This window comes from Pseudoalteromonas sp. 19-MNA-CIBAN-0066 (genome assembly GCF_040308705.1).
Lineage (GTDB): Bacteria > Pseudomonadota > Gammaproteobacteria > Enterobacterales > Alteromonadaceae > Pseudoalteromonas > Pseudoalteromonas nigrifaciens.
The window spans coordinates 99,780-125,767 of record NZ_JBEONZ010000005.1 but is presented as its reverse complement, the minus strand read 5'-3'; the positions used below and the strand labels follow the sequence as shown (position 1 = coordinate 125,767).

The window sequence follows — 25,988 nt, the reverse complement described above, 5'->3', positions numbered from 1 at the left end:
ATGTTTAACGACTTTATTTTATAGCTTTACCATAAAATGGAAATAAGAGAGTCATTTAAGCTTTTTTATTTCAACTTAATGTTGAACCAGTTTAGCTAACACTTAGGGTTATTATAATAAGAGTTAAACATTGGCCTGAGTAATTAGCCTAGCTTATTCTGCATCACCAAAAAACAATTTAGTGATCAATTTATTATCAATAGTCTCACCCTTTAGCGTTCTCACTAACAGCTCACTACCGAGTAGTTGCAATGAAAATACTACGTCAGGTTTTACGCGCTTAATTTGCGGAATATGTTTACTTGAATTAACCAAAGCAATTGTTTTGGTGTCCTCGCCAGCAACTTCTTTAGCCGCTAAAATACTAAACGCATTTTCAGCATCATCATTACGTAACGCTAAAATATAATTTGCCTTTTTAGCGCCCGCTTCGATTAATATATCGGCTGAGCTTGAGTCGCCATAAACAATGTCTGCATCTACCGGGTATTCGTGTTCAGACCCTGTTGGGCACACTAAAGTAACTGCATCGCCACGCTCTACCAAACCGGCATAAACACTGTGTGCGGTGGGTGAAATACCTAAAATAATAAAATGATTTTTTCTCATTACGTTCGAAATCCTACCTTTAACAATTTTTTTAAGATTACCACCAATCACAGGGCCTATAATAGCACTGATCGAAGTAGCAAAAACGGTAATACCCATAACAATAATTGATGCGGTAAATAATCGCGCTGTAGACGTTACAGGGTAAAGATCGCCATAGCCTACCGTCGACATGCTCACAATAGAAAAGTAAAATGCAGTGGGTAAATCGGTAATAGGGGTACTAAACTCGCTGCCTAAATACAAAGTGCCAAACACAGCATAAAGCATTAATGCGCCTGTACTGGTTAGAGCAAACAAACTACCTGCGGTAATACTAGAGCCATCAAAGCTTTTCCAGTATACGAGTAATAACATGCTCACAACCATAGTGTAAGACAATAATATTAGCCCAGAGCTTGACGATGAAATACTAATAACCGCGACCACTATTAATAGTATCAGTGAAAAAGCCCACGCTAAACGTGCTTTTAAAGCTAAGCCAACCGACATTATTATTAAGCCTGCACCTAAAATAAAGCGCGGTAGTTCTGTTATTCCTATTTTATCAATTAAATTTAACCAATCGAGCGACCAGTTTAATACACCCGGTAGCATTTCGAGCATACGTGCAACAACAGGTTTAATTAGCCAGTAACCATTAAAAGCAACCAAAATAGCTAATATCCAAGCTGGTTTACATAGTTCTAATAGTTTACGTTTTATTGTTTCAACTTTCATAAAAAGCACTTTAATAACAGTGGTATATAAAAAATACCACTAAATGAATAGCAAATAAATTAATAAAGCTATTATAACTGCCTCCCAATAATAGGTGCACTTATAATAGTTTAGTATTTATACCTGTTAGCTCAATACACTATTAAGTAAGTTATCTATGTAAGCTAACCTTAGATACTTAAATACGATCAAACATCCCATTCTTTTAGCGTATCTTTTACAAAAGAATAGCGCCAAGAACTAAGCAAATCTGGTTTAATATGCTGCTCTTTTTGTGCTGCAGATAATTTCCAATTCCAACTAATTAGTTGATTAACCTGCTTTTTAGAAGCCATTACATCCTCTGGAATATTATGTTCTTTGGCAACTTTATTAATTTTTTGTTTTATCTCTTTCGCTACTTTTTTGTAACTAGGAAAGTCTATTAAACGCTTTAAAATTGCTGGGTGTTGCTCCTCAGGCAATGCTTTTGCTTGCTCAATACACTTTAGTATTTCGACTCCCGAGCGGTTCACTTCTATCGCCTCAACGCCCGGAATTTGCCTTAATGCATTTAAACTTGCTGGCCCTCGTTTAGCAATTTCTGTCATATTATGTTCTTTTAATACAAAGTTAAGTGCTAAATTTTTACGAATTGCTTTATTTCGACGCCAAACAGCCAGCTCTCTTAATATTGCAAGTTCATGTGGCCTTAGTTGCCACGCATTTTTAATGTCTTTATAGAGCAGTTCATCTGGGGTTTGAAATTCACGCTTATTAGCCACTAACTCACTTTCGCTAATAACAATATTAAATAAATCGGCGGCTTTTACACTGTCAATAATAAGATTAAAACAGGGTAATAAATGATAGGCATCGGCAGCAGCGTACTCTAATTGTTTATTTGTTAATGGCCGTTGCAACCAATTTGTACGTGATTCACTTTTATCTATTTCAATATCCAGTAAGGTTTTTACCATAAGGGCAAAGCCCATGCAGTTTCCTTCGCCTAAAATTTGCAGTGCAAATTGAGTATCGAATAACGGCGTAGGAACAAACCCTGCGTACTTTTGAAAAACTTCTATGTCTTCTGAAGGGGAATGAAATACTTTTAAAACAGCAGGATCTTTTAAAATTTGCCAAAAATCGAATAATGACAGTTCTGCCAGTGGATCTATAAGTGCTAAATGCTCGCCATCATAAACTTGAATAAGTGCAACTTCTGGGTACAAAGTACGACGACGCATAAACTCTGTGTCTATGGCTAAAACGGGCTTGTTTTTAATTTGCTCAACAAAAGTATTAAGCTGATTTTGGGTTTCAATTAATTGGTAGTGCACTTAGTCTCCTACAATAAAAAAGCCGACATATGTCGGCTTTTTTAATGGTTGCTAATCTTTCAAGGCTCTTCTGAGTATTTTACCTACGTTAGTTTTAGGTAACTCATCCCTAAACTCAACAAGCTTAGGCACCTTATAATTAGTTAAATTATCACGACAGTGTTTTATTATATCTTTTTCAGTTAAAGAAGGGTCTTTTTTTACAACAAAAACTTTAACTTGTTCACCACTCGTATCGTGAGGGATACCAATAGCTGCTACTTCAAGCACTCCGTCGTGCATGGCAACAACTTCTTCAATTTCGTTAGGGAATACATTAAAGCCCGAGACAATAATCATATCTTTTTTACGATCGACTATATAAAAGAAACCTTCGTCGTCATAAGTTGCTATGTCACCGGTAGCAAACCAGCCATCTTGTAAGCTCTCAGCGGTTGCATCTGGGCGTTTGTAGTAACCAAGCATAACTTGCGGGCCTTTAACCCAAAGCTCTCCTGGTTCACCTTTTGCTGCTTCTTGGCCATTATCAAGAATTAATTTGATTTCAGTACTTGGAGCCGGTAAACCAATTGAGCCATTATATGCCGTTAAGTCATAAGGACTAACGGTAACTAAAGGAGAACACTCGGTTAAACCATACCCTTCCATTAATTTAGATTTTGTAACTGTTTGCCATTTTTCAGCAACTGGGCGTTGTACAGCCATACCGCCGCCTAATGACATTTTTAAGTGACTAAAATCAAGTTCGGCAAATCCTGGCGTGTTTAACAAACCATTAAATAAAGTATTTACACCCGTAATAGCAGTAAATTTAGCTTTACTTAATTCTTTAATAAAACCAGGCATGTCGCGTGGGTTAGTTATAAGTACATTTAGGCCACCGTACTTCATAAATGTTAAGCAGTTAGCCGTTAATGCAAAAATATGGTAAAGCGGTAACGCAGTTATTACCACTTCTTTACCGCGCTCAAGCACTGGGTCTAAACATCCTGAAACTTGCTCAAGATTACCTACCATATTACCGTGGCTTAACATTGCGCCTTTAGATACACCCGTTGTTCCACCGGTATATTGTAAAAAAGCTAAATCACTTAAGTTAACCTCTGGACGTACATAGGCATTTTCGTCGGCTTTAAGTAAGTCGCAAAAATCTATGGTATTTGGCAAAGTGTAGCTTGGCACCATCTTTTTAATGTACTTAACAACAAAGTTTACAACATGCTTTTTAATGCCACCCATCATGTCACCTACTTGGGTAACAACAATATGTTTAACATCGGTATGCGGTAGCGCTTTTTCGAGTGTATCGGCAAAGTTAGCCAATATAAAAATTGCTGAAGTATCAGAATCTTTGAGTTGGTGCTCAAGTTCACGCACTGTGTAGAGTGGGTTTACATTAACAACAACACAGCCTGCACGTAAAATACCTAAAATAGCAATGGGCGTTTGTAACAAATTAGGCATCATAACTGCCACTTTGTCACATTTTTTAAGGCCTAAATCATTTTGAATATAAGACGCAACTTTTTTAGTTGCAGTATCAATTTCATCATAAGACAAGGTTTTACCCATATTTGTAAATGCAGGTAAATCTTTGTAGTCGGTAAAACTTTTTTCAAACACTTCGAGTAATGAGGCATAGTGCTCAGGATCGATAGTTTCAGGCATACCTTCTGGGTAGCGCTTAAGCCAAATTTTTTCCACTCTTAGCCCCTGTTTATAGTTATATTTTTATTAACCTTAATCTAAGTAAGGCACTTTGACAATTGAGCAAATACTCTAATGAAGAATAATCCCACATTTAACGCTAATATACAATTAACACACGCTACTTTGCACCATAAATGCTTGAATCTGTTCAAAACAGTGCGCACTACTTTGCATATGACAGTGATGCCCGCCCTCTACAGTTATTACATTTAAGCTATTGTAATATTTAGCATAGTTTTCTAAATTTTGTTTTACAAAAGTGTAGCCTGTATCCCCTAGTATTAACTGACATGGCGCAATTAAATTTTTTATTGCACCAATACATTGCGCCTCATCAAACCTAAAACCTGAATGATTTTTAAGCTTTGGGTCGGTTGTTAATGCAAATCCATTTTTAATTGTTTTAATATTGCGCGCCATTAATACCTCAATAAGCTGGCTACTTAAATCTGTTGTTTGCGCACGTGCTTGGTGTATTTGCTCTTTAGATTGATACACTCTTGGCTTTTTATTTTTTAGCCTGCCTCGGTTTAAAATAGCACTTTTAAGTTTTTGCGTTACTTCTTCACTTGGGGTTGTTACGCACCCAATCCCTTCTATAAATGTTACAGACGTTACATAATCACTAAAACAGCTTGCAAACAACCCCGCCACCATAGCGCCCATAGAGTGCCCTACTAGGTGTACTTTTTTTACCCCTAAAGCATTTATAAACTGATATATATCATCAATATAATCTACAAAATAATAGTGTGCGTCGTCGCTACGCCACGACGACAAACCGTGTCCGGCAAAATCAAGGCAATACCACGTTTGCTGTACTTTGGCATTTGCTAACATAGGGATATAACTTGCACTATTATCAAGCCAACCATGCAGCGCAATTACAACTTCATCTCCACTTCCCGCTTTTAAACCATGAATATTTAAATTATTGATTTGAATATTAAATGGTTCCACAGCATACCCCTATTAATTTTATTAATGATTATTTATAACTGTTAGCTCTAACGTGTTTTAAAAGGTGTTTTTAAATCTATCTTTCAGTAGTTATAGACAATGTAACCTTTAATGATAGGTATTTGCTACCAGCTAATTTAAAACAAAGGAGTAATTATAACTAACTAAGCAAGTAAATTAGTTTATATAATCCTGATTTAATAAAGCTTAAGCGCAATATAACTTTAACACTTTGCTTTAGTCGTTCATCGATATTAATTTATTTTTCATATTAACTGTATACAATAACTCCAAGCTATTAAATTAAGTACATTTAAAAGGTACAAACATGAAAAAACAGCTCAGTTTATTGGCGCTTTTATGCAGCGCAACAGGTGCTTATGCAGATTCGGCACCAAAAAACATTATTTATATGATTGGTGATGGTATGGGCCCAGCTTATACAACTGCTTATCGTTACTTTAAAGACGATCCAAACACAAAGGCAATTGAAAGCACTGTATTCGATACTATGTTAACCGGTATGGCACACACCTACCCAGACGATCATACTTATGTTACCGACAGCGCAGCAAGCGCTACAGCGTTAAGTAGTGGTCATAAAAGCTATAACGGTGCTATTGGCGTAGATACCAATAAAAAGCCCGTTAAAACGATGTTAGAAATTGCAAAAGAGCGCGGTATGACCACTGCACTTGTCGCTACTTTACAAATTAACCACGCCACACCGGCAAGCTTTGCGGCTCATAATGAATCTCGCGGTAACTACGATGAAATTGCTAACGATTACATTGATAATAAAATTGCCGGCAAGCTACCCGTTGATTTAATGCTAGGTGGAGGGACTAAATATTTTATTCGTGAAGACCGTAACTTAATTGAAGAATTTAAAGCCGCTGGTTATCAATACTCCGACGACATTAATAACCTAGGCCAAATTACGCAGCTCCCTGCCATTGGTTTATACGCCGAAAAAGGCCTTCCATACGCAATTGATGAACACCCTACTCGCCTTGCAAGATTAACCACTAAAACACTTGATTTGTTAGATGGCCAAAACAAAAAAGGCTTTTTTGTGATGATTGAAGGCAGCCAAATTGATTGGTGTGGCCATGCTAACGATATAGCCTGTGCTATGGCAGAAATGGACGACTTTGCTAAATCGGTCGAAAAAGCAAAAGCATACGTTGATAAAAACCAAGACACGATTTTAATTGTTACCGCAGATCACTCAACAGGTGGTTTAACACTTGGTGCCCACGGACAATACAAGTGGGATACCGAAATAGTTAAAGGCGTTAAAGCCTCGGCTGGTAAATTAACCTCGCTATTAATGGATGCCAGTGATTTAAAAACAGTTTGGTCGGCTAATACTAATATTGAGTTTAGTGCTGAGCACCAAATTAAACTTGAGCAAGCTAAAAAAATGGGTAAAAAGCCTTTAAATTTAGCCATTAAAAGTATTATTAACGATGCCAGTTTTACTGGCTGGACAACTGGTGGCCACACAGCAGTTGATGTACAAGTATTTGCCTATGGTAAAGGTAGCGAGCAATTTACGGGCTCACAAAACAATATTGACATTGCCGATAAGCTAATTGCATTTATAGAAAAATAACGTTATTAAATACAATAAATATGTAACAAACAAAAAGCCCGAGCATCTAATATGTTCGGGCTTTTTATTTTTAAATTTTATGCTTGAGTAATTTAAGCGTAAATGTCTACACCAATTAAATCTTGCACTTCAGCACGTCGTTCTAAATTTGCAAATTCGGTATAAGTGGAAATAGCCTTGCTTACTTGTGCTGAGGGTTGGTCGTAAATAGTTTGATTATATTGTGTATTTGCTGCGCTTGCTTTAAAAAATTGATTGGCTAACTCTACGCCTTCACGACTGTTTTTAACATAATCGGTATTCGTTTTTGGCGCAGCAGTGTGCTCTAACAAACCTTGAGGTTTATTAGTAACTACTTTAGCAGAGCTAACTCTACCCGGAATATCTCCGGTAAAAAAACCTGAACCAATAGGCAGCGTCATTACGCGTCTCCAATCTTAATCTATTTAAAATTATGATTTAAAAACAACCGATTTGCAAATACTCGTTATTTAATTTTCACTCTCGACCTGGAAGCTTTTTCCAAGTAACAGTATCGCGTACATATTTAGGCTGTGCATCGCTTGCTTTTACAACGTTACCCGCTAAAAAGCCTGCCTCTACAAATGCTAGCATGTAGCGTGCATCGGGCAGTGTGATCTCGCTATTAATAGTTACGTTATCAAAATCATTCAACGCATCAGGGTATGTTTTAAACCCTGTACCTACAGCAACCGATTGTGGTGCACTATTGGCTATATAATCTTGATTTAACAACTCAGGTTTAATTACGCATTCTTGATTAGCTAATTGCATTAAGCCATTTTGTGCTTGGTAATGCGCAAAGTAAATCTCTCCCATGCGGGCGTCAATACTAGGATAAACACTTTCATGGCCGTGTTGCTCAAACGCTTGTTGCGCCATAATAGCTAACGTAGATACCCCTACAAGTGGTAATTTAGTTGAATATGCAAGGCCTTGTGCAATAGCTACACTAATACGTACTCCCGTAAAACTACCTGGACCTTGACCAAAGCCAATTACGTCTAAGTCTTTTAATTTACAGTTTGCGCTGGTTAATAGCTGATCTATTAATGGCAGTATTTTTTGACTATGCTGCTGCGGGCATTCTTCAAAATGATGAAATGTTTGCCCCTTAAAATGTAAAACAATTGATAGCGCTTCGGTAGACGCATCAAGGGCAAGAATATTACTTTTGATCATTTTATTACTCTAATTAATTTGTTGTAAAAATTTATTGGCATCTTCTAAGCTTCGCGTGCGGCGCATTGGCGGTAAGCTCTTTAAAAATACTTGCCCGTACTGGCGTGTAACTAAGCGATTATCGCATATTACAAGTACGCCTTTGTCTTTACTGTCGCGTATTAACCGCCCTACTCCTTGCTTAAGCGCAATAACTGCTTGTGGTAATTGTATATGTGCAAAGGGGTCTTTTCCTTGCATTTGGCAGTCTTGCATTTTAGCTTGTAGCAAAGGGTCATCTGGTGCGGCAAATGGAAGCTTATCAATAATAACACAGCTTAGCGTACTGCCGCGTACATCAACCCCTTCCCAAAATGAAGCCGTCCCTAATAGCACTGCATTACCATGACGGGTAAACTTTTCTAAAATAATACGTTTCGACATTTGTCCTTGCATATAAACTGGGTAGTCTATTTGTGTAGTAAGCCCTTCGGCTACTAAATGCATCATACGGTAACTTGTAAAAAGCACAAAACAGCGTCCTTTAGCCGACTTAATCAGTTCCAGCGTTAATTTTACAATTGCGTGGGGCATATTGTCTGCGTGCGACTCAGGTAAATAACGCGGCAAACACAGCAGTGCTTGGTTTGGATAATCAAACGGGCTATCTACCATCATGCTTTGTTTGGGTGTTAATCCAAGGCTAGCGTTAAAGTGGTTAAGCTGATTATCGACCGACAATGTAGCCGAGGTAAATACAAACCCTGCGCCAGTATCGGCCATCATTTTAGCAAATTTAACTGATACATTTAATGGCGTTATATTAATAGTTAAATAACGGCGGGTGGTTTCGTACCAATAGCTAAAACCTGTTTGCGTGATATCGAATACCCGCTCCAACTGGCCTTTGAATGCAAGTGCACGTTCAAACGGGTGCTCTATTTTATCGCTTCTGTCTAAGCAAAGTTTTAATACCTGATAAACAAAGTCTAGGTCGCTAATAACCCGATGCAACGCGGCGCAAATTTGCTTATCGCTGAGCTTGGTGCGCCAATCACCACGGCTGCCATCAACGCCAAACTGCAGACGTAAATCGGCAACACTGGTTTCGAGTTTATTTAAGCTTTTACCTAGCTGCAGCATGTCAGGGATTTCGGCACGATAAATGGCACGTAAATCGTTAATTAAATCCACCAGCTTTTTAGTGCTAACGCTTTCGCCAAAGTAATCACTAGCAATTTCGCTTAATTGGTGTGCTTCGTCAAATATATAAGCATCTACTGTGGGCATTAGCTCCGCAAAGCCACTGTCTTTTACTGCCATATCAGCAAAAAATAAATGATGGTTAATTACCACTATATCGGCATCAGCAGCATTTAAGCGTGCTTTTCTTATATAACAAGCTTGAAAGTCGGGGCATTCTTTGCCTAAACAGTTGTCTGCGGTGGAGTTTACATAAGGCAATACTTTTGCATCATCTTCTATACCAATACAGTCGGCTAAGTCGCCTGACTGTGTTTCGCTGGCAAACTTAGCCACCATAGCTAATTGGTGCATTACATCAGAATCGTCGGTAGGTACATGAGCCACATGCTGATTAAGCCGATAGGTACATAAGTAGTTTGCTCGGCCTTTTAATAAGGCCGTTTTTTTAGAAGCACTTAACGCTTTTACGAGTTGTGGTAAGTCGCGGTGATATAACTGCTCTTGCAGGGCTTTAGAGCCCGTAGATATGATGGTTTTACCTTTTGATTTAAGTGCAGGGGCTAAATAGGCAAACGTTTTTCCTGTACCCGTACCGGCTTCAACTACTAGTTGTGAGCTGTTTTTTAACGCATCAGCAACGGCAACGGCCATATCTATTTGTGGCTGTCGTGGTGTATACCCATCTAAAGATAACGCCAAAGGCCCGGTTGCACTAAACAGCTGTTTGATAATACCAATCACTTTACAATAAATAATAGCGCGATTTTACGTAAGCTAACCACCAAGGGCAAGTAATTACAAAGTAGTTTTACTTTTATGACGCTATTTATAAAATAAAATCTTCATTTTAATTATTCATCCTAAATTACCAAGACACGTTATTACTAACTTAGCTTTAAAGTTATGACAACACTATTAACAATGGCTCATTTACTATTAACCAGTTGCGATAGTAAAGTTAAATTAAACGCCTAATTCGCCTATAAATATTGTGACACTATAATATGACAGGAGTACCATAGCAGCCTTGAAACTCGCTTTTTGTGTGTCGCTTATAATTAATTAAGGTTAATCGATGAATGCTTGGTACCTCATTTGCTTTCTTTCTGCACTTGCTATTTTTATTGCATTTGCAAATCAATATATTCTTAAAATGCAAACCACTATTGCCATTACCACAGGCTCGGTTGTCATTTCATTATTGTTGATCATTGCTGTTAAGCTTTTGGGCGATCAAAACGCGTTAGCTATGACCCAAATTGTCTCGAGTATTAACTTTAATGAGTTACTTCTTAAAGGCATGCTAGGCTTTTTGTTGTTTGCCGGCGCACTGGAAATTAACCTGCAAGCTCTTAAAAAACAACGCTGGGAAATAACCGTTTTAGTCTTGTTTTCTACCTTGGTTTCTACTTTTATAGTTGGCTATTTAAGTTTTTACTTATTTGCAGCCTTTGGCTGGCCAGTGCCTTTTATATACTGTTTATTATTTGGTGCATTAATTAGCCCCACCGACCCAATTGCAGTACTGGCTATCATTAAGCAAATGCGTGCACCTGAGGGTATTTCGGTACAAGTTGAGGGCGAATCGCTTTTTAACGATGGGATTGGTTTAGTTATATTTACCACTATTTTTTCAGTAGCCTTTTATGGTACCGATGCAAACTTTAAAGATATAGCCGAGCTGTTTTTTGTTGATGCCCTTGGTGGTATAGCGTTTGGCTTGGCTATCGCACTGGTTGGCCACTTTTTAATTATTAATAGTCGCGACGTAAATATTCGCTTGCTTATTACTCTCACTATCCCAAGCGCAGGATTTGCAGCGGCTAATTTATGGGAAATATCGGGCGCGCTTGCTATGGTAACCAGCGGTATTTTGTTAGGTAATATTACTCGCTCTAAAGCCACTGAACGCACAGGGCCCGATGATACCCGTTATGTAAAAGACTTTTGGCATGCCACGGACAGCTTTTTAAATGCGCTACTGTTTTTAATTATTGGCATGCTCATAGTGACCATGCCCATTACGCTAAGTGAAATTGGCGTAGGCTTGCTGATGATACCTGCTGTGCTTATAGCCCGTTTTATTAGTGTAGGTGCCCCTTTTGTATTGTTTAAACAATTTAGAAGTTACGACAAGCATAGCGTTAAAATATTAACCTGGGGCGGATTAAGAGGTGGCTTAGCATTAGCCATGGCAGCGGCCATACCCCGTGAAGAAGTTTTTATTGGCGGCTCTGATTTACATAACCTAATTGTAATTGTGACCTATGTAGTGGTGATTTTTTCAATTATTATTCAAGGTTTAACTATTTCACCACTTATTCACAGCAGTATTGCATCTGCAGAGCAAACTAAAAAAACGGCTAATTAAGCTATTACTTTGCTGCGGTTAACTGGTTATATACATGATCAAATAGCGCCTACTTTGGGGCGTATTTGATCTGTTTTGTAGCTGCGCTTAATAACGCAGCTTAACAACTTATGCCCATGTATCTAGGTGCGGCGTACCGTCTTCATCTTTTTTAATACCCGAGTTATCGGTGTTTTCGTTGATAAGTGAAAGCTTTTGTTTTTTTTCTAACTCACGTTTTTTACGCTCGTCTAATGCGACTTTGTCAGTACTCGCACCTTGTTTTACGCCCGCAATATAAAAAGCCCCTTTAGGCTCGAGCGCTAAACGCGTAATTGGCCCTAAGTAGGGGATCATAATATCCATACATCCTCCTTCAATACCAAAATCAATTTATGGTTTGAGCTTTTAAAGCTTAAGTTAATATACATTAATCCTAGTTTATATCGGCGGTTATAACATATTCTTTAATTATGTAAAAAAAGGCTTGCCATATTATGCTGCTTTATGTTTTTATAATACGCACAAATCGAGATACATAACAACACACGTTAACTATATAAACGTTTGTTAAATAGGACAATAAAATGCGCTTAAACCTGACATCAGTACATCACCACCATTCATCGGAATAACCTGTCAGGTCTTTCGCTGAGAGGTTATTCCTAAAAGGAACCTCTGGCGAGTCATAAAAAATTGATTCATTTTCGCCCTGAGGTTCCGCCTCGGGGTTTTTAGTTTTTAAATTAAAGGAAAATGAATAATGAACAACAGTAATCGTCTACGTATCGCCATCCAAAAGGGCGGCCGCCTTTCAAAAGATTGCCAAGAGCTACTTAAACAGCTAGGTATCAAACTTAACCTTCGTGAACAACGCTTAATTGCACACTCAACTAATATGCCAATTGATGTATTACGTGTGCGCGATGACGATATTCCGGGCTTAGTAATGGAAGGCGTATGTGATTTAGGTATAGTGGGTGAAAACGTACTAGTAGAAGTGCAAGCTGAGCGTTTACGCCAAGGTATCCCAAGCGAAGTAACTAAACTGTCTAAACTAGACTTTGGCTACTGCCGCCTAGCACTAGCGTGGCCACAAGAGCTTGGTAAGCAAGACAAGAGCTGGTTTGAAGGCAAGCGCATTGCTACAACCTACCCTGAAATTTTAAAACAGTACTTAAAACGCGAAGGCATTAACGCGAGCACGGTTATGCTTACCGGCTCGGTTGAAGTAGCGCCACGTGCAGGCCTTGCTGATGCAATTTGTGACTTGGTTTCTACTGGCGCAACGCTTGAAGCGAATGGATTAATGCAAGGCGATACTATTTTAGAATCAAACGCTTGTTTAATTCAAAATAAAGACCTACAAGATACCGATAAATTAGCACTTATTAATAAGCTTATGCCGCGCCTACGTGGTGTTAGACAAGCTAAAGAAAGCAAATACATCATGCTACACGCGCCAAAAAATAAGCTTGAAGAAATTTGCGAAATTTTGCCTGGCTCTGGTCAACCTACCCTACTTGCCCTTGCCGGTAGTGATGATTATGTAGCACTGCACATGGTAAGCAGCGAAACTTTATTTTGGGAAACCATGGAGCAGCTAAAAGCCCTAGGTGCTAACTCAATTTTAGTTATGCCTATTGAAAAAATGATGGAGTAAGTAACATGCTTCGTTGGAATGAGGAATCTTCACAAGCACAAGCAGCGGCGCTAACACGCCCTGCGGTTTCGGCCAGCGCTAAGGTTGAAGCTATATGTAAAACTATTTTAGCTAAAGTAAAAGAGCAAGGCGACGAGGCTTTGCTGGACATGGCTAAAGAGTTTGATAATAGAGCGAATCCACGTTTACGTGTGCCGCTTGATGAAATAAACGCATCTGAGCAGGCGCTCAGTGCAGAGCTTAAGTATGCCATTGATACCGCTTATGCAAATGTAAAATGTTTTCATGAAGCGCAATTACCTAAAGGTATTAAATTATCGACCCAACCGGGCGTTGTGTGTGAACTGAAATATCAAGCCATCGAAGCTGTTGGTATATATGTACCCGGTGGCAGTGCTCCACTGCCATCGTCGGTTATTATGCAAGGTGTATTAGCCCAATTAAGCGGTGCAAAAACCGTTGTACTTGCTACCCCCGTACAAGGCGATAAAGCCATTAACCCCGCTATTTTATACGCAGCAAAATTATGCGGCATTACCACGCTAATAGAAAGTGGTGGCGCAGGCGCAATTGCAGCAATGGCTTATGGCACAGATTCAGTGCCTAAAGTGAATAAAATTTTTGGCCCAGGTAATAGCTTTGTCACTATGGCTAAGCAACTTGTGGCGCAAACTGTACCTGGCATGGCCATTGATATGCCTGCAGGCCCATCTGAAGTATTAGTTATTGCAGATGAACGTGCAAACCCAGAATTTATAGCCGCCGATTTACTCTCACAAGCAGAGCACGGTGCTGACTCGCAAGTTATTTTATTATGTAACAGCGAAAGTATTATAGAGCAAACTCAGCAGGCGCTTACTCGCCAACTTGCTAAATTAAGCCGCAAAGAAACCGCCGAGCAAGCCTTGGCTAACTCGTCACTTATTTTAGTTGACTCAATCGCACAAGCGTTTGACGTATCAGCGCAGTACGGCCCTGAGCACTTAATTTTGCAACTAGCAGACTCCACACCCTACCTAGATAAAGTTAAAAATGCGGGCTCAGTATTTGTGGGTGATTATACGCCTGAATCGGCAGGCGATTATGCATCAGGTACTAATCACGTATTGCCAACCTATGGTTATAGCGCAAGCTATTCTAGCTTGAACTTACTTGATTTTTTTCGCACCTACACAGTGCAAACAATTACTAAAAGTGGTTTAACCCAGCTGTCAAAAGCTATTTTACCCCTTGCAAATGCCGAGGGCCTTGATGCTCACGCAAATGCGGTTTCAATTCGCTTAGAGGCAATTAAAAATGAGCAATGAGAGCACGCAAGCTAATAACTTATTACCAGCAAATATTGCAGCGCTTGCTGCTTACAGCTCAGCTAAAAGTGAAAAGTTAAGCGGCACAACTTGGTTAAATGCCAACGAAAGTCCGTATGCTAAAACCATCCAGCTGAGTGTTGAAGATTTAAACCGCTATCCAGATCCACAACCACAACTGGTTATTGATCGCTACGCGGCGTATGCAGAGCTTGAAAGCGAAAACGTGCTAATGACCCGTGGTGCCGACGAAGGCATAGAGCTTTTAGTGCGAACATACTGCGAAAGCGCAAAAGACAGCATTGCGCTATTTTTGCCAACTTACGGCATGTATAAAGTCACTGCCGATACACACAATGTCGCCATTAACGCACTAACACAAGCGCAATTATTAAATGGCAGTGTTGATGAAATAGTAGATGCGGTTGGCAGCTCAAAATTGGTATTTATTTGTAACCCAAATAACCCCACAGGCAGCTTAACCCCACTTGATAAAGTGACAGCAATTGCAACAGCACTTGCAGATAAAGCATTGGTTATTGTTGATGAAGCCTATATAGAATTTTGCCCAGAGCAAAGCGCTACAAAATTAATAAACCAATTTAGTAATGTAGTGGTGCTACGTACCCTTTCAAAAGCATTTGCACTGGCAGGCCTTAGAACCGGTTTTACGCTTGCACAAGCAGCAACTCTTGCGCCAATTCGTAAAGTAATAGCGCCGTATCCGGTATCTGGCGTAGTAGCAAGTATTGCAGCGCAAGCAATTGCTCCCGATGCAATTACCTCAATGCGCCGCCAAGTGATTATTTTAAACACTTTAAAAGCTAAACTTGTACAGTGGCTAAGTGAATCGCCTGCTGTATTAAAAATTCTCACTGGTGAAGGTAACTTTGTTACTTTAAAGTTAGCCGATAAAAACTATTTTAAAATCGCACTTGAGCAAGGTTTGGTTATGCGTGCTTTTACCTTATATGGTGAAAACGACTGGCTACGCATTTCAATTGGTAGCGAACAAGAACTTAAACAAGTAAAAATTTGGCTTGATGGCCTAGCATTGCCAACAGCCTCAGCAATTTCAGCACAACAGGAAGTATCATGAGTAACCCCTATTTATTTATTGACCGCGACGGCACCATAATTGAAGAGCCAATTACCGATAAACAGGTAGACAGCCTTGAAAAGCTGGCGTTTTTACCCGGTGTAATGCCCGCATTATTACAATTACAAGCAGCAGGCTATCGCTTAGTAATGGTATCTAACCAAGATGGTTTAGGCACCGACAGCTTTCCTACACAGGATTTTGATCTAGCCCAAGACAAAATGATGGACATACTACAAAGCCAAGGCATTAACTTTGACGAGGTATTAATTTGCCCACACTTTGACGAGCAAAACTGCGATTGCCGTAAACCTAAAACAGGTTTACTTACCGAGCTAATGCGCTCAGGCAAAGTAGATTTAGCGCGCTCTTTTGTAATTGGCGACCGTGAAACTGATATAGGCCTGGCGCAAAATTTATGTTGCGAAGGTATTTTGTACGATGGCGATTGGAGTGCAATAGTTACTAAACTAACTACCGCAAACCGCGAGGGCCGCGTTACACGTAATACCAAAGAAACTCAAATAGATGTAGCAATAAACTTAGATCAAACTAAAAACGGCAGTATAGATACCGGCCTTGGCTTTTTTGATCATATGCTTGATCAAATTCGCACCCACGCAAACATTGGTTTAAACATTAAAGCCAAAGGCGATTTGCACATAGACGAGCACCACCTTGTTGAAGACATAGGTATTGCTCTAGGTGTTGCACTTAAACAAGCCTTAGGCACTAAATCGCAAATTGCTCGCTATGGTTTTGCCCTACCAATGGATGAATGTAAAGCCGAAGCACAAATTGATTTATCGGGGCGCGCTTCGTTTGTACTTAACGCTAATTTTAGCCGCGAAAAAGCAGGCGATTTAGATGTACAAATGGTTGAGCATTTTTTCAAAAGCTTAAGCGATAACGCCGCAATTAGCCTAATTTTATCGGTAAGCGACGGTAACTGCCATCATCAAGTAGAGGGGTTATTTAAAGCATTTTCTCGCGCACTGCGCATGGCAATAGCGCAAGATATTAGCCAGCAAACTGCTAGCTCTAAAGGGTGTTTATGATTGCGATAATAAATACCGGGTGCGCTAATATAAACTCAGTCCGTTTTGCCTTTGAACGTTTAGGACAAACGCCAACTGTAATTACCTCTCCAGAGCAGTTAGCGGGTTTTGAGCGCGCTATATTACCCGGTGTTGGCCATGCTTCGGTTGCCATGAAACGCTTAGTAGATAACGGTTGGCAACACGCTATAAACGAATACCAGCGCCCGCTAATGGGTATTTGCTTAGGTATGCAGTTACTGTGCGAAAGCACCGAAGAAGGTAACGTGCAGTGCTTAGGTAAAATACCTGGCCATGTAACAGCGCTTGATGTAGGCCAACTTACATCACCGCATATGGGCTGGAACAATTTAACCATTAATAAAGAGCATGCCTTAACGAAAGGACTAAAACCCGACGAGCAAGTGTACTTTGTACACAGCTTTGCGCACACGGTAAACAACGCCACATTAGTAAGTGGCGAGTACGGACAACGTTTTTCGGCCATAGTAGCTAAAGATAACTATGCCGGCATGCAGTTTCACCCAGAGCGCAGCGCTAAAATAGGCGCACGTTTATTACAAAATTTTGTTGATTGGCAGCTATAGGCTGCCACTCATCTATTAATAAAGAGACACACTGTGATTATTCCAGCATTAGACGTATTACAAAATCAAATTGTGCGCTTATATCAAGGCAAATACGAGACTGTACAGTTTTACCCATTCGAGTTAGGCGCGCGTTTAAAAGAATACGCCGACAGCGGCGCAGGTAAACTTCACTTAGTTGATTTAGAAGGTGCCCGCGATCCAAGTAAAAAACAGTGGCAACACATTCAAGCGGCTACAAAAGCACTTAATGTGCCGTATCAAGTTGGCGGTGGCATTCGCTGTGAGCAAGATGTAAGTGATTGGCTAAAAGCCGGCGCAAGCCAAGTGGTTATTGGCTCAATGGCGGTTGAAAAACGCGAACAAGTTAAAGCCTGGATCGAGCAATTTGGCGCTGAGCACTTTGTTATTGCCCTTGATGTAAATAAAACAGCCACTGGCTGGGCACCGGCAACCCATGGTTGGCTAACTGAATCTGAGTTTGGTTTACTTGAGCTAGTAGATTTTTATGCTAACTTAGGTGTTATTGACTTTTTATGTACGGACATCAGTAAGGATGGCACCATGACCGGCCCATCGTTCGCGCTGTACGAGGATTTAATTAAGCATAACCCAACTATTAAAGTACAAGCATCTGGTGGCGTAAGTTCTCTTGATGACATTAAAAAGCTCAAAGAGCTGGGGATTGGCGGTATTATTTTAGGTAAATCACTGCTCGATGGCGCATTTAGTGTCGAGCAAGCACTAGCAGTAACACGCTAAGGCACTTTACTAATATATATACAAGCACAGTGCCTATACTGTGCTTTTATTCATTAACTTAATTCTTAATAGCAACACCTCAGGTAAAGCCCTTAACCTAGCCTCATACAGTACTTAAAGTAGCCCTAGTAATATATTAAGCTCTTTCAAGCTCGCAATTTTGCAACATAATATACTTACCTGTATCACTGAGTTACACAATCGCACAAACAAAAACATTAACGCACAGATATATTAACGTATTGAATTTACAATGTTATTCTTAAAATATGCGCTAAAGTATACTCTTTGTATAACAAATATTAAATTAACATTATAATAACAATTATAATTGCAGTATTTGGCTTTATAGCGTTTACTTCTAATAACAGCATAACAATACAGAATTACACTCAATCGATTTGGTATAATTATTCATAAGTCGTTGGGAAAGTTAATAAAAGCAATGGTGATACTCCTTATAAGTAATAAGGTTATCAAGCTTATTAATAGTTACACAGTTTGTTGTAGGTTTACCGGTTTATATAGTTTAAGCGTACCTGATTTTTATAAAAGGCATAAAATATGAATATAAAACACGTAGTAAAAAATCGATATACGCTAAGCATTGCATTAGCAGTACTACTGTCGGGCTGCTCTGAGCCTGAGGTAGATACAAAAATTGAAAAGGCCCCAAAGCCTGTTAAATTAATTACCATTAAAGATACTGCGCAATCAAACATTCTTACTTATCCTGCTACTGTCGATGCGATAAAAAGCGCAAAGTTGGCATTTCAAGTTGGCGGCAAAATAGACAAACTCAATGTTATTGCAGCGCAATCCGTATTAAAAGGTGACGAACTGGCATCGTTAGAAAAGCGTAACTTTATTAACGAAGTAAACTCTACAAAAATACAGTATGAAACAGCTAATAATGACTTTAATCGCGGAATTAAGCTCTCTAAAGATGGCGTAATTTCGGCTAGAGATATAGAGCAGCTAAAATCGAAAAAAGAAGTTGCTCAATCTCGCTATGACTCAGCAAAAAAAGCACTGACAGACAGTACTTTAGTTGCCCCTTATGATGCAATTGTAGCCGCTGTACCAGTAGAGGCGCTTGAGAATGTAAATGCAGGCCAGCATATAGTTACTTTATTTGGTAAAGGCGAAATGGAAGTGGTTGTTAATATTCCATCTTCTATTGTTGCCACCGTTGACTCGCGTACAGACAGCCGTGCCTTTGTACTTTTAGAATCAGCTGCTAATACTCCTATTCCTGCTACATTTCGTCGCGCTAATTTAGAAGCTGATACGTCTAGCCAAACTTATGAAGTTAGGTTTTCATTTGCTGTACCGCAAAAGCTAAATATTTTACCCGGCATGAATGCCAGTTTACGTATCGAATTTGATAATAAGTCGACTACAAATGAAATTACTCTGCCTACATTTGCTATTTTTGAAGAAAATGGCCAGCACTATGTATGGACAGTAAGTGAATCTATGATCGTGAGTAAAACGGTTGTCACCTTAGTAAACGGTATTGGTGAAGAACTAGTTGTTACCAGTGGTATAAAAGCCGGCGATGTAATTGTTGGTGCCGGTGCAAATTATGTAACCGATGGTATGAAAGTACGCGCTTGGACTAAGTCATAGGAGCTTGAGTAATGGATTTAGCAAAGTGGACTATTAATAACAAACTCATTAGTACCATAATTATTATACTGACGTTAGGCTTTGGCTTCTCTTCATATAAAAACATGGCACGATTTGAAGACCCTGAGTTTATAATTCGTACCGCACAAGTGTTTGTTCCTTACTCTGGTGCGAGCCCTTTAGAGGTAGCCCGAGAAGTAACTGAGCCTTTAGAGCGTGCTATTCAAGAATTGCAGGAAATTGATACCATATCGTCTACCTCTTCATCGGGTATGTCTGAGATAAAAGTTGAGATTAAATCGGAGTTTTCGCCGACAAAGTCTGAGCTACAGATTATATGGACCAAACTAAGAAATAAAATTAATGATGCTCGCCCTTCCCTTCCACCAGGTACAGGTACGCCACAAATATTTGACGATTTTGGTGATGTATATGGTTTAAGCTATTTAATTACAGCCGAGGGTTACTCTCCTGATGAGCTGCATGCCTACGCTAAAAACCTACAAAGTGATATTTTACAGGTTAAAGGCGTTGCTAAAGTAGCTATGACCGGTGTTCAGCAAGAAGGTATTTTTGTTGAAATAGCCCGTGAAGATTTGGCCACTTTAGGTAGCTCAATCAGTAATATTTATTCAATTTTAGATAAGCAAAATACAGTAATAAGTGCCGGTAATACGCAAATTGGTGATCAACGTATTTTTATAGATCCCACCGGCTCTATTAATTCTATTGAAACAATACAAAACCTATTAGTCAGCGCCACCAATGACGGTAAAGCTATATATTTAAAAGATATTGCTAATGTATATCGTGGTTTTCAAAGCCCAGCAACTAAACTTGTACGTTACAACGGGCAACCGGCAATTTCTTTAGGGGTTGCCAGTGTGCTTGGTACTAACGTTGTTAAAGTGTTTGAGCGCGTAGATGAGCGCGTTAAACAAGCTGAAAACGTGAGACCCATTGGTATAACAGTGCATGAATATTATCATCAAGGTAAGGTTGTTCAGGCATCGGTAGATAACTTTGTAGTAAATGTAATTGTGGCATTAATTATTGTTGTTGTTACTTTACTTGTGTTTATGGGGCTGCGCTCTGGACTTGTTATTGGCGCAGTATTACTACTGACTATTTTTGCCACACTAGCAACCATGGATTTTAGCGGCATACCCATGCACCGAATTTCACTTGGGGCATTAATTATTGCTTTAGGGATGATGGTTGATAATGCCATTGTTGTCACCGAGGGAATACTGGTTGGTACTAAACAAGGGCGCAAAAAGCTAGAAATAGCATCTGAAGTTGTAAAGCAAACAAGGTGGCCCTTATTAGGCGGCACTTTGGTAGGTATTGTGGCCTTTGCACCTATAGGTTTAGCACCGGGTGATACTGCCGAATTTACTGGGCATTTATTTTGGGTTATTTTAATTTCTTTACTTTACAGTTGGTTATTTGCAATTACCCTAACGCCACTATTTTGTTTTTGCTTGTTTAAAGAACAAGATAAAGACACCTCTACAACAGCTAAGCCTAATATGATTATGGCGGCTTATCAATCCATTGTTGTTAGCTCGCTTAATCATCGCTGGTTAACAGTTGCTGTAGTGATATTTACTTTTAGTGCATCAATGTGGGGATTTCAGTTTGTAAAATCTGGGTTTTTCCCAGCCTCTACAACACCACAAATGGTAGTAGATTTTTGGTTACCGCAAGGAACTGATATCGAAAAAACCAAAAAAGATATGATCAAGCTTGAATCCTTTATTCAACAGCAAGAGAGTATTGAGGGCGTACAAACCTTAATTGGTGGTGGCGGTTTACGATTTATGCTTATTTATGGAGCAGAATCACCAAACAGTTCTTACGGCCAAATATTAGCTAAAGTAGATGACTATAAAGTGCTTGATACTATGATCCCTAAAGTACAAGCGTATATAGATGACACCTTCCCAGAAGCGCAAGGCAAAGTATGGCGCTTTGTAATGGGACCCGGAGGTGGTTCTAAAATTGAGGCAACATTTAAAGGACCAGAACCCGCTGTAATTCGTGAATTAGCCGATAAAGCGAAAGCAATCATGATTGATGACGGCGGTGCACTCTCAATTAAAGATACTTGGCGCCAGCAAGTTAGGGTTATTGAACCGCAATACTCGCCAATTAATGCCCAGCGTGCAGGTGTAACACGCAAAGCAATTGCTGAAGCGTTACAACAAAACTTTTCTGGTAAAACGGTTGGCCAATATAGAGAAGGTGAAGAGTTAATTCCTATTATTGTTAGAGCTCCCCTAAAAGAGCGCTCGAATGTTAATGATATAGGCAACATTCAAATTCCTAGCCAAATCACAGGTAAAACAATCCCATTAGAGCAAGTTACTAATGGATTTAAAACCGTATGGCGTGATGGTATTTTAAAGCGCGAAGATAGAATGTGGACAATTAAGGCTCAAGCCGATCCACTTCCTGGGCAGCTTGCATCTGAATTATTTAATCGAGTAAGGCCACAAATAGAAGCGATTGACTTACCTGCCGGTTACACATTGGAATGGGATGGTGAGTATGGGCAATCAAAAGAGTCAAATGAAATGCTTGCATCAACACTACCACTTGGCCTTTTAGCTATGGTGCTAATTGTAGTGGTGTTATTCAATGCTTTAAAACAACCTATTATTATTTGGCTTGTGGTACCGCTGGCTCTTATAGGCGTGGTATTTGGCTTAGTAACAACACAAACTCCACTTGAGTTTATGGGGATATTAGGATTGCTCTCTTTATCTGGTCTACTCATTAAAAATGCCATTGTATTGGTTGATCAAATGGATATGGAAATTAAGCAAGGTAAACCACGTTATGATGCCATTGTCGATTCGGCTAATAGCCGAGTAAGACCAGTAATGATGGGAACACTAACAACAGTACTTGGGGTAATACCGCTTTATTTTGATGCATTTTTCCAATCAATGGCGGTTGTATTAGTATTTGGCCTACTCTTTGCTACATTACTAACCTTAATTGTTATACCTGTGCTTTACGCTATTTTTATGGGCGTTAAAAAAGATGAACGCACACCAGTTAATGCCTAAGGTAATAAACTAAATATTGCAAAGTAAATAAAATATACGGCCAGCTAATGTAAAATATTATCTGGCCGCATGCTTTTTTATACCCAACCCACAACATAAAATATCGCTCTATGCTGTTGATAAATAACTAGCTTCATAACTTTAATAAAGTGCCCATCGGCGTACTTGTTAACACTGTTGGCGGCGATGGTACAGGTAAATAAAACCCTTGCGACATTAAAGTAGCCAATTTAAACGCGTATTTGATATGAATGTGTTTACCATGTGCCGACTTTGTCAATTAGTGGCTCCCCACGTGAAAAATAGCGATTATGGCAGCATAATTAATATCTCTTCTATGGCGAGCGTTAACAACAGCCCCGCTATTAGCGCCATGGCCCACGCGCTGTAAGTACTGATGCACTTAAAAAGTGCTTACCTCTGAAGTATTAAAATAATGTTACTTCATACTTTTATTATCAATACGTTAAAGCTAACACCATAGTTAATCCAACAAACTCATTTTATATCGCAACTTACTTAACATAACCAACTTGCTTAACTCTATTTCCCCGTTATAAAACCTCTAAAAACCCTCATACTAACGGTACTAAAATAACCCAAAGTAAATACTTTTCAGTTAAGCATTTAATGGTCAACACTATATTTGTATACTATACTTAAGTTATTCATAAATAGGCCCTTAGAGCTTATAATTAAGGTGAGGGACCGCTTTGACTAATCATTTAACGCTACATTTTGTAACGCCAGAAATGCTCAAAGCAGCGGTGATCACAGCCAAATATGACCCCATACTTGTTTTAGCATCTGTATTTACAGCGGTATTTGCATCTTATATTTCATTTTTACTTTCTGCTCGTATTAAAGGCGCGCAACTTAAAAACGAAAAGCTTTTTTGGACCCTACTGCCATCTTGCTTTTTAGGTGCAGGTATTTGGGCAATGCATTTTGTTGGCATGTTAGCCTACCAACTCCCTATTCCTGTAAGATACAATATACCTATAACACTAGTTTCAATTTTACCCAGTATATTTGCTAGTTATTTTGTTATATCCCCTAATTTAGAGCGTTTTAAACACTTATGGTTTAGAAGTGTACTTATGGGCTTAGGTATTGGCAGTATGCATTACGTAGGTATGATAGCCATGATAATGCCAGCGCATATGGCTTATGAGCCCACTCTGTTTACGTTCTCTGTATTTATTGCCGTAGCACTTTCGGGCTTAGCTTTAAAAATAAATGAATTACGCCAAACAACGCAAAATAAACAAAAGCGGGTTAACTTCTTAGCAGCGCTGGTAATGGGCAGTGCTATTTCGGGTATGCATTATATTGGTATGCTCTCTATGTATGTATTTGAATCTAGCCATACAACCTACCTTGCAAATGACAACAGTGCACAACTTGCCCAAGTGATTATATTTGTAGTGCTAGTATTGAGCTTATTTTTAGTAGGCAGTATTGAATTACGCGCCAGAAGCTTGTTATCGGCAAAATTAAAAGCAGTACTAAATACAGTACAAGACGTAGTGATATGTTTTGATCGCCAAGGCATTATCGAATTTGCTAACCCTCCAACCACTAAAGTATTTGGTTTTGATCAACAAGCGTTAATTGGCAAAAACATTGCTATATTGCTGCCAAAAAAGCATGCAAAATTTTATCATTCATTTAATAAAGATCAATCCAACTTTGGAAAAAGCCAATTATTACAGGGATGCAAAAAATGTGGGCAAGAGTTTCCTATAACAATCGCAATCAACCCTATAAGTGAGCTAACTAACGCCCCTTTAGTAGCTACTATTAAAGATTTAACCGATATTCAAAATCAAGAAGCCTTTACACAAACTATATTTGATACCCTACCTAACATTTTGTTTATTAAAGAAGCTAAGCATCTAAGTTATAGCCATGTAAATAAATCAGCTGAAAAATTACTTGGTAAATCACAAGAGCAACTTATAGGATTAAATGACTTTGATATATTCCCAGCAGAGCAAGCAGAATTTTTTGCAAAAGCAGATCGCAAAGTATTGAACTCAAACAATTCGATAACAATTAACGAAGAGCCAGTTACCATAAATGGAACAACTCGCTATTTACGTACTCACAAAGTGATTATAAAAGATAATATGGGTAAGGCTAAATTTTTACTTGGTATTGCTGAAGATATTACTGAGCTCAGAGAAGCTAGGATTGAGTTAGATAACTTGCATCATCGAATAGCATTAGCAGCAGATGCGGCTAATATTGGCATATGGGAATGGAATTTTAAAACCGATGTGCTTATTTGGGATGACTGGATGCACACACTTTATGGCATTAAAAAGGGTACTTTTTCTTGTAACTATGCTCAGTGGTCAAAAACAATTCATCCCGATGATTATGATGATGTTACCAATAGGCTGACCAAAGCAATAGCAACCAATGAAAAGTTTCATGCTGAGTTTAAAATTATACTGCCCTGTGGAGCAATACGTTATATAAACGCCGATGGGCGAGTATATGGTGATAGCATAGTCGGTATTAATTTTGATATTTCAAAGCGTATTATCGCTGAAAAAGAAGTACTAAAACTAGCTCAAACCGATTATTTAACCGGGCTTGCAAACCGCAACACCCTGACAAAGTTTGCTGAATGTGAGTTTAGAAAAGCTAAACAAGAAAACAGTAAAGTGGCATGCTTATATTTTGACTTAGATAAGCTTAAGCCAATAAACGATACTCACGGCCATATAGTTGGCGACTGTGTATTAACCGTAATAGCCGACCGCTTAAAAGATATAACCCGTAAAACTGACTGTATCGCCCGTATTGGCGGGGATGAATTCGTTGTTATAAGCACCAACATTGAAAGCCTAAACCAAATAGAAAAACAAATAACCAGATACTTAAGTGCGATTGAGTTACCTATTGTTTTGCAGCACAACGAACTCTTAGTTACAGTAAGCATTGGCTATGCTATATATCCCGACGAAGCAGCAGACTTAGATGAGTTACTTAACAAAGCGGATAAAAGAATGTATGAACATAAAAGTAAAAAGCATGATCATGCTAATAACAGCCAACCACAAGTCAATTTAAGTTGAGCATTTAATTTTAACAATACATAACTTAAATGAACTGAAC

General features: G+C 39.0%; 19 protein-coding genes and 1 pseudogene. 12 read left to right on the top strand and 8 right to left on the bottom strand.

Features of this window, described 5'->3' with window-relative positions; all coding sequences use genetic code 11:
* Positions 1 to 153: 153 nt before the first annotated feature.
* The 4 genes from kch to AAEZ18_RS05140 all read right to left on the bottom strand — a co-directional run bounded on the left by kch (position 154) and on the right by AAEZ18_RS05140 (position 5,318).
* Complete coding sequence (gene kch / locus AAEZ18_RS05155) at positions 154 to 1,329, bottom strand: voltage-gated potassium channel protein (RefSeq protein ID WP_011330128.1); 1,176 nt, start codon at positions 1,327 to 1,329, stop codon at positions 154 to 156.
* A 188-nt stretch (positions 1,330 to 1,517) separates the two neighbouring features.
* Positions 1,518 to 2,648, bottom strand: a complete 1,131-nt coding sequence (rnd, locus tag AAEZ18_RS05150; protein ID WP_011330127.1) for a ribonuclease D — start codon at positions 2,646 to 2,648, stop codon at positions 1,518 to 1,520.
* A 51-nt stretch (positions 2,649 to 2,699) separates the two neighbouring features.
* A complete protein-coding gene (gene fadD, locus AAEZ18_RS05145; RefSeq protein ID WP_089369289.1) occupies positions 2,700 to 4,352 on the bottom strand; it encodes a long-chain-fatty-acid--CoA ligase FadD in 1,653 nt (550 codons plus the stop codon).
* 114 nt (positions 4,353 to 4,466) lie between these two features.
* Positions 4,467 to 5,318, bottom strand: coding sequence for an alpha/beta hydrolase (locus AAEZ18_RS05140; RefSeq protein WP_350593974.1), 852 nt, complete (start codon positions 5,316 to 5,318; stop codon positions 4,467 to 4,469).
* 328 nt (positions 5,319 to 5,646) lie between these two features.
* Here AAEZ18_RS05140 and AAEZ18_RS05135 point away from each other — a divergent pair, with 328 nt between their 5' ends.
* Complete coding sequence (locus AAEZ18_RS05135) at positions 5,647 to 6,936, top strand: alkaline phosphatase (RefSeq protein ID WP_350593976.1); 1,290 nt, start codon at positions 5,647 to 5,649, stop codon at positions 6,934 to 6,936.
* Between the two features lie 92 nt (positions 6,937 to 7,028).
* On the opposite strand, the gene AAEZ18_RS05130 is transcribed toward AAEZ18_RS05135, so the two are convergent.
* From AAEZ18_RS05130 to yoaA, 3 genes are all read right to left on the bottom strand, one after another.
* The gene (locus tag AAEZ18_RS05130) at positions 7,029 to 7,358 is read right to left on the bottom strand and encodes a hypothetical protein (protein WP_086993466.1); all 330 of its coding nucleotides are present in this window, start codon (positions 7,356 to 7,358) and stop codon (positions 7,029 to 7,031) included.
* 76 nt (positions 7,359 to 7,434) lie between these two features.
* Positions 7,435 to 8,139, bottom strand: coding sequence for a tRNA (adenosine(37)-N6)-threonylcarbamoyltransferase complex dimerization subunit type 1 TsaB (gene tsaB / locus AAEZ18_RS05125; RefSeq protein WP_179806858.1), 705 nt, complete (start codon positions 8,137 to 8,139; stop codon positions 7,435 to 7,437).
* Positions 8,140 to 8,148: 9 nt separating this feature from the next.
* A complete protein-coding gene (gene yoaA / locus AAEZ18_RS05120) occupies positions 8,149 to 10,065 on the bottom strand; it encodes a DNA repair helicase YoaA (RefSeq protein ID WP_350593978.1) in 1,917 nt (638 codons plus the stop codon).
* Positions 10,066 to 10,399: 334 nt separating this feature from the next.
* Here yoaA and AAEZ18_RS05115 point away from each other — a divergent pair, with 334 nt between their 5' ends.
* Complete coding sequence (locus AAEZ18_RS05115) at positions 10,400 to 11,695, top strand: cation:proton antiporter (protein WP_086993462.1); 1,296 nt, start codon at positions 10,400 to 10,402, stop codon at positions 11,693 to 11,695.
* A 108-nt stretch (positions 11,696 to 11,803) separates the two neighbouring features.
* Here the strand turns inward: AAEZ18_RS05115 and AAEZ18_RS05110 are convergent, their stop codons facing one another.
* Entirely contained in the window at positions 11,804 to 12,040 is a 237-nt protein-coding gene (locus AAEZ18_RS05110; protein ID WP_011330119.1) for a hypothetical protein, read from the bottom strand.
* 397 nt (positions 12,041 to 12,437) lie between these two features.
* Here AAEZ18_RS05110 and hisG point away from each other — a divergent pair, with 397 nt between their 5' ends.
* The 10 genes and pseudogenes from hisG (at position 12,438) to AAEZ18_RS05060 (ending at position 25,948) form a co-directional block, all read left to right on the top strand.
* Positions 12,438 to 13,337, top strand: coding sequence for an ATP phosphoribosyltransferase (gene hisG / locus AAEZ18_RS05105; RefSeq protein WP_011330118.1), 900 nt, complete (start codon positions 12,438 to 12,440; stop codon positions 13,335 to 13,337).
* 5 nt (positions 13,338 to 13,342) lie between these two features.
* On the top strand, positions 13,343 to 14,644 hold the full coding sequence (gene hisD / locus AAEZ18_RS05100) for a histidinol dehydrogenase (protein WP_350593980.1): 1,302 nt from the start codon (positions 13,343 to 13,345) through the stop codon (positions 14,642 to 14,644).
* Complete coding sequence (hisC, locus tag AAEZ18_RS05095; protein WP_350593983.1) at positions 14,634 to 15,743, top strand: histidinol-phosphate transaminase; 1,110 nt, start codon at positions 14,634 to 14,636, stop codon at positions 15,741 to 15,743. The genes hisD and hisC overlap by 11 nt, the downstream gene beginning before the upstream one ends.
* The gene (hisB, locus tag AAEZ18_RS05090) at positions 15,740 to 16,801 is read left to right on the top strand and encodes a bifunctional histidinol-phosphatase/imidazoleglycerol-phosphate dehydratase HisB (RefSeq protein WP_192531739.1); all 1,062 of its coding nucleotides are present in this window, start codon (positions 15,740 to 15,742) and stop codon (positions 16,799 to 16,801) included. Before hisC ends, hisB begins: the two co-directional genes overlap by 4 nt.
* Positions 16,798 to 17,388, top strand: a complete 591-nt coding sequence (hisH, locus tag AAEZ18_RS05085; RefSeq protein WP_089369285.1) for an imidazole glycerol phosphate synthase subunit HisH — start codon at positions 16,798 to 16,800, stop codon at positions 17,386 to 17,388. The genes hisB and hisH overlap by 4 nt, the downstream gene beginning before the upstream one ends.
* Positions 17,389 to 17,421: 33 nt before the next feature.
* Positions 17,422 to 18,150, top strand: a complete 729-nt coding sequence (locus AAEZ18_RS05080) for a 1-(5-phosphoribosyl)-5-[(5-phosphoribosylamino)methylideneamino] imidazole-4-carboxamide isomerase (protein WP_089369284.1) — start codon at positions 17,422 to 17,424, stop codon at positions 18,148 to 18,150.
* A 564-nt stretch (positions 18,151 to 18,714) separates the two neighbouring features.
* On the top strand, positions 18,715 to 19,782 hold the full coding sequence (locus AAEZ18_RS05075) for an efflux RND transporter periplasmic adaptor subunit (protein WP_089369283.1): 1,068 nt from the start codon (positions 18,715 to 18,717) through the stop codon (positions 19,780 to 19,782).
* Positions 19,783 to 19,793: 11 nt separating this feature from the next.
* The gene (locus tag AAEZ18_RS05070; protein WP_011330110.1) at positions 19,794 to 22,859 is read left to right on the top strand and encodes an efflux RND transporter permease subunit; all 3,066 of its coding nucleotides are present in this window, start codon (positions 19,794 to 19,796) and stop codon (positions 22,857 to 22,859) included.
* Between the two features lie 235 nt (positions 22,860 to 23,094).
* Positions 23,095 to 23,250: pseudogene (locus AAEZ18_RS05065) on the top strand (SDR family NAD(P)-dependent oxidoreductase); the annotation flags it as partial.
* A 322-nt stretch (positions 23,251 to 23,572) separates the two neighbouring features.
* On the top strand, positions 23,573 to 25,948 hold the full coding sequence (locus tag AAEZ18_RS05060; RefSeq protein WP_350593986.1) for a diguanylate cyclase domain-containing protein: 2,376 nt from the start codon (positions 23,573 to 23,575) through the stop codon (positions 25,946 to 25,948).
* The last annotated feature ends 40 nt before the right edge of the window (positions 25,949 to 25,988 follow it).

Bases quoted from the DNA above. Each gene is read 5' to 3' on its own strand.
- tsaB (WP_179806858.1), bottom strand. From the start codon at position 8,139: ATGATCAAAAGTAATATTCTTGCCCTTGATGCGTCTACCGAAGCGCTA.
- AAEZ18_RS05075 (WP_089369283.1), top strand. From the start codon at position 18,715: ATGAATATAAAACACGTAGTAAAAAATCGATATACGCTAAGCATTGCA.
- AAEZ18_RS05130 (WP_086993466.1), bottom strand. From the start codon at position 7,358: ATGACGCTGCCTATTGGTTCAGGTTTTTTTACCGGAGATATTCCGGGT.
- AAEZ18_RS05115 (WP_086993462.1), top strand. From the start codon at position 10,400: ATGAATGCTTGGTACCTCATTTGCTTTCTTTCTGCACTTGCTATTTTT.
- kch (WP_011330128.1), bottom strand. From the start codon at position 1,329: ATGAAAGTTGAAACAATAAAACGTAAACTATTAGAACTATGTAAACCA.
- AAEZ18_RS05070 (WP_011330110.1), top strand. From the start codon at position 19,794: ATGGATTTAGCAAAGTGGACTATTAATAACAAACTCATTAGTACCATA.
- hisD (WP_350593980.1), top strand. From the start codon at position 13,343: ATGCTTCGTTGGAATGAGGAATCTTCACAAGCACAAGCAGCGGCGCTA.
- hisG (WP_011330118.1), top strand. From the start codon at position 12,438: ATGAACAACAGTAATCGTCTACGTATCGCCATCCAAAAGGGCGGCCGC.
- hisC (WP_350593983.1), top strand. From the start codon at position 14,634: ATGAGCAATGAGAGCACGCAAGCTAATAACTTATTACCAGCAAATATT.
- AAEZ18_RS05110 (WP_011330119.1), bottom strand. From the start codon at position 12,040: ATGGATATTATGATCCCCTACTTAGGGCCAATTACGCGTTTAGCGCTC.
- hisH (WP_089369285.1), top strand. From the start codon at position 16,798: ATGATTGCGATAATAAATACCGGGTGCGCTAATATAAACTCAGTCCGT.
- hisB (WP_192531739.1), top strand. From the start codon at position 15,740: ATGAGTAACCCCTATTTATTTATTGACCGCGACGGCACCATAATTGAA.
- AAEZ18_RS05135 (WP_350593976.1), top strand. From the start codon at position 5,647: ATGAAAAAACAGCTCAGTTTATTGGCGCTTTTATGCAGCGCAACAGGT.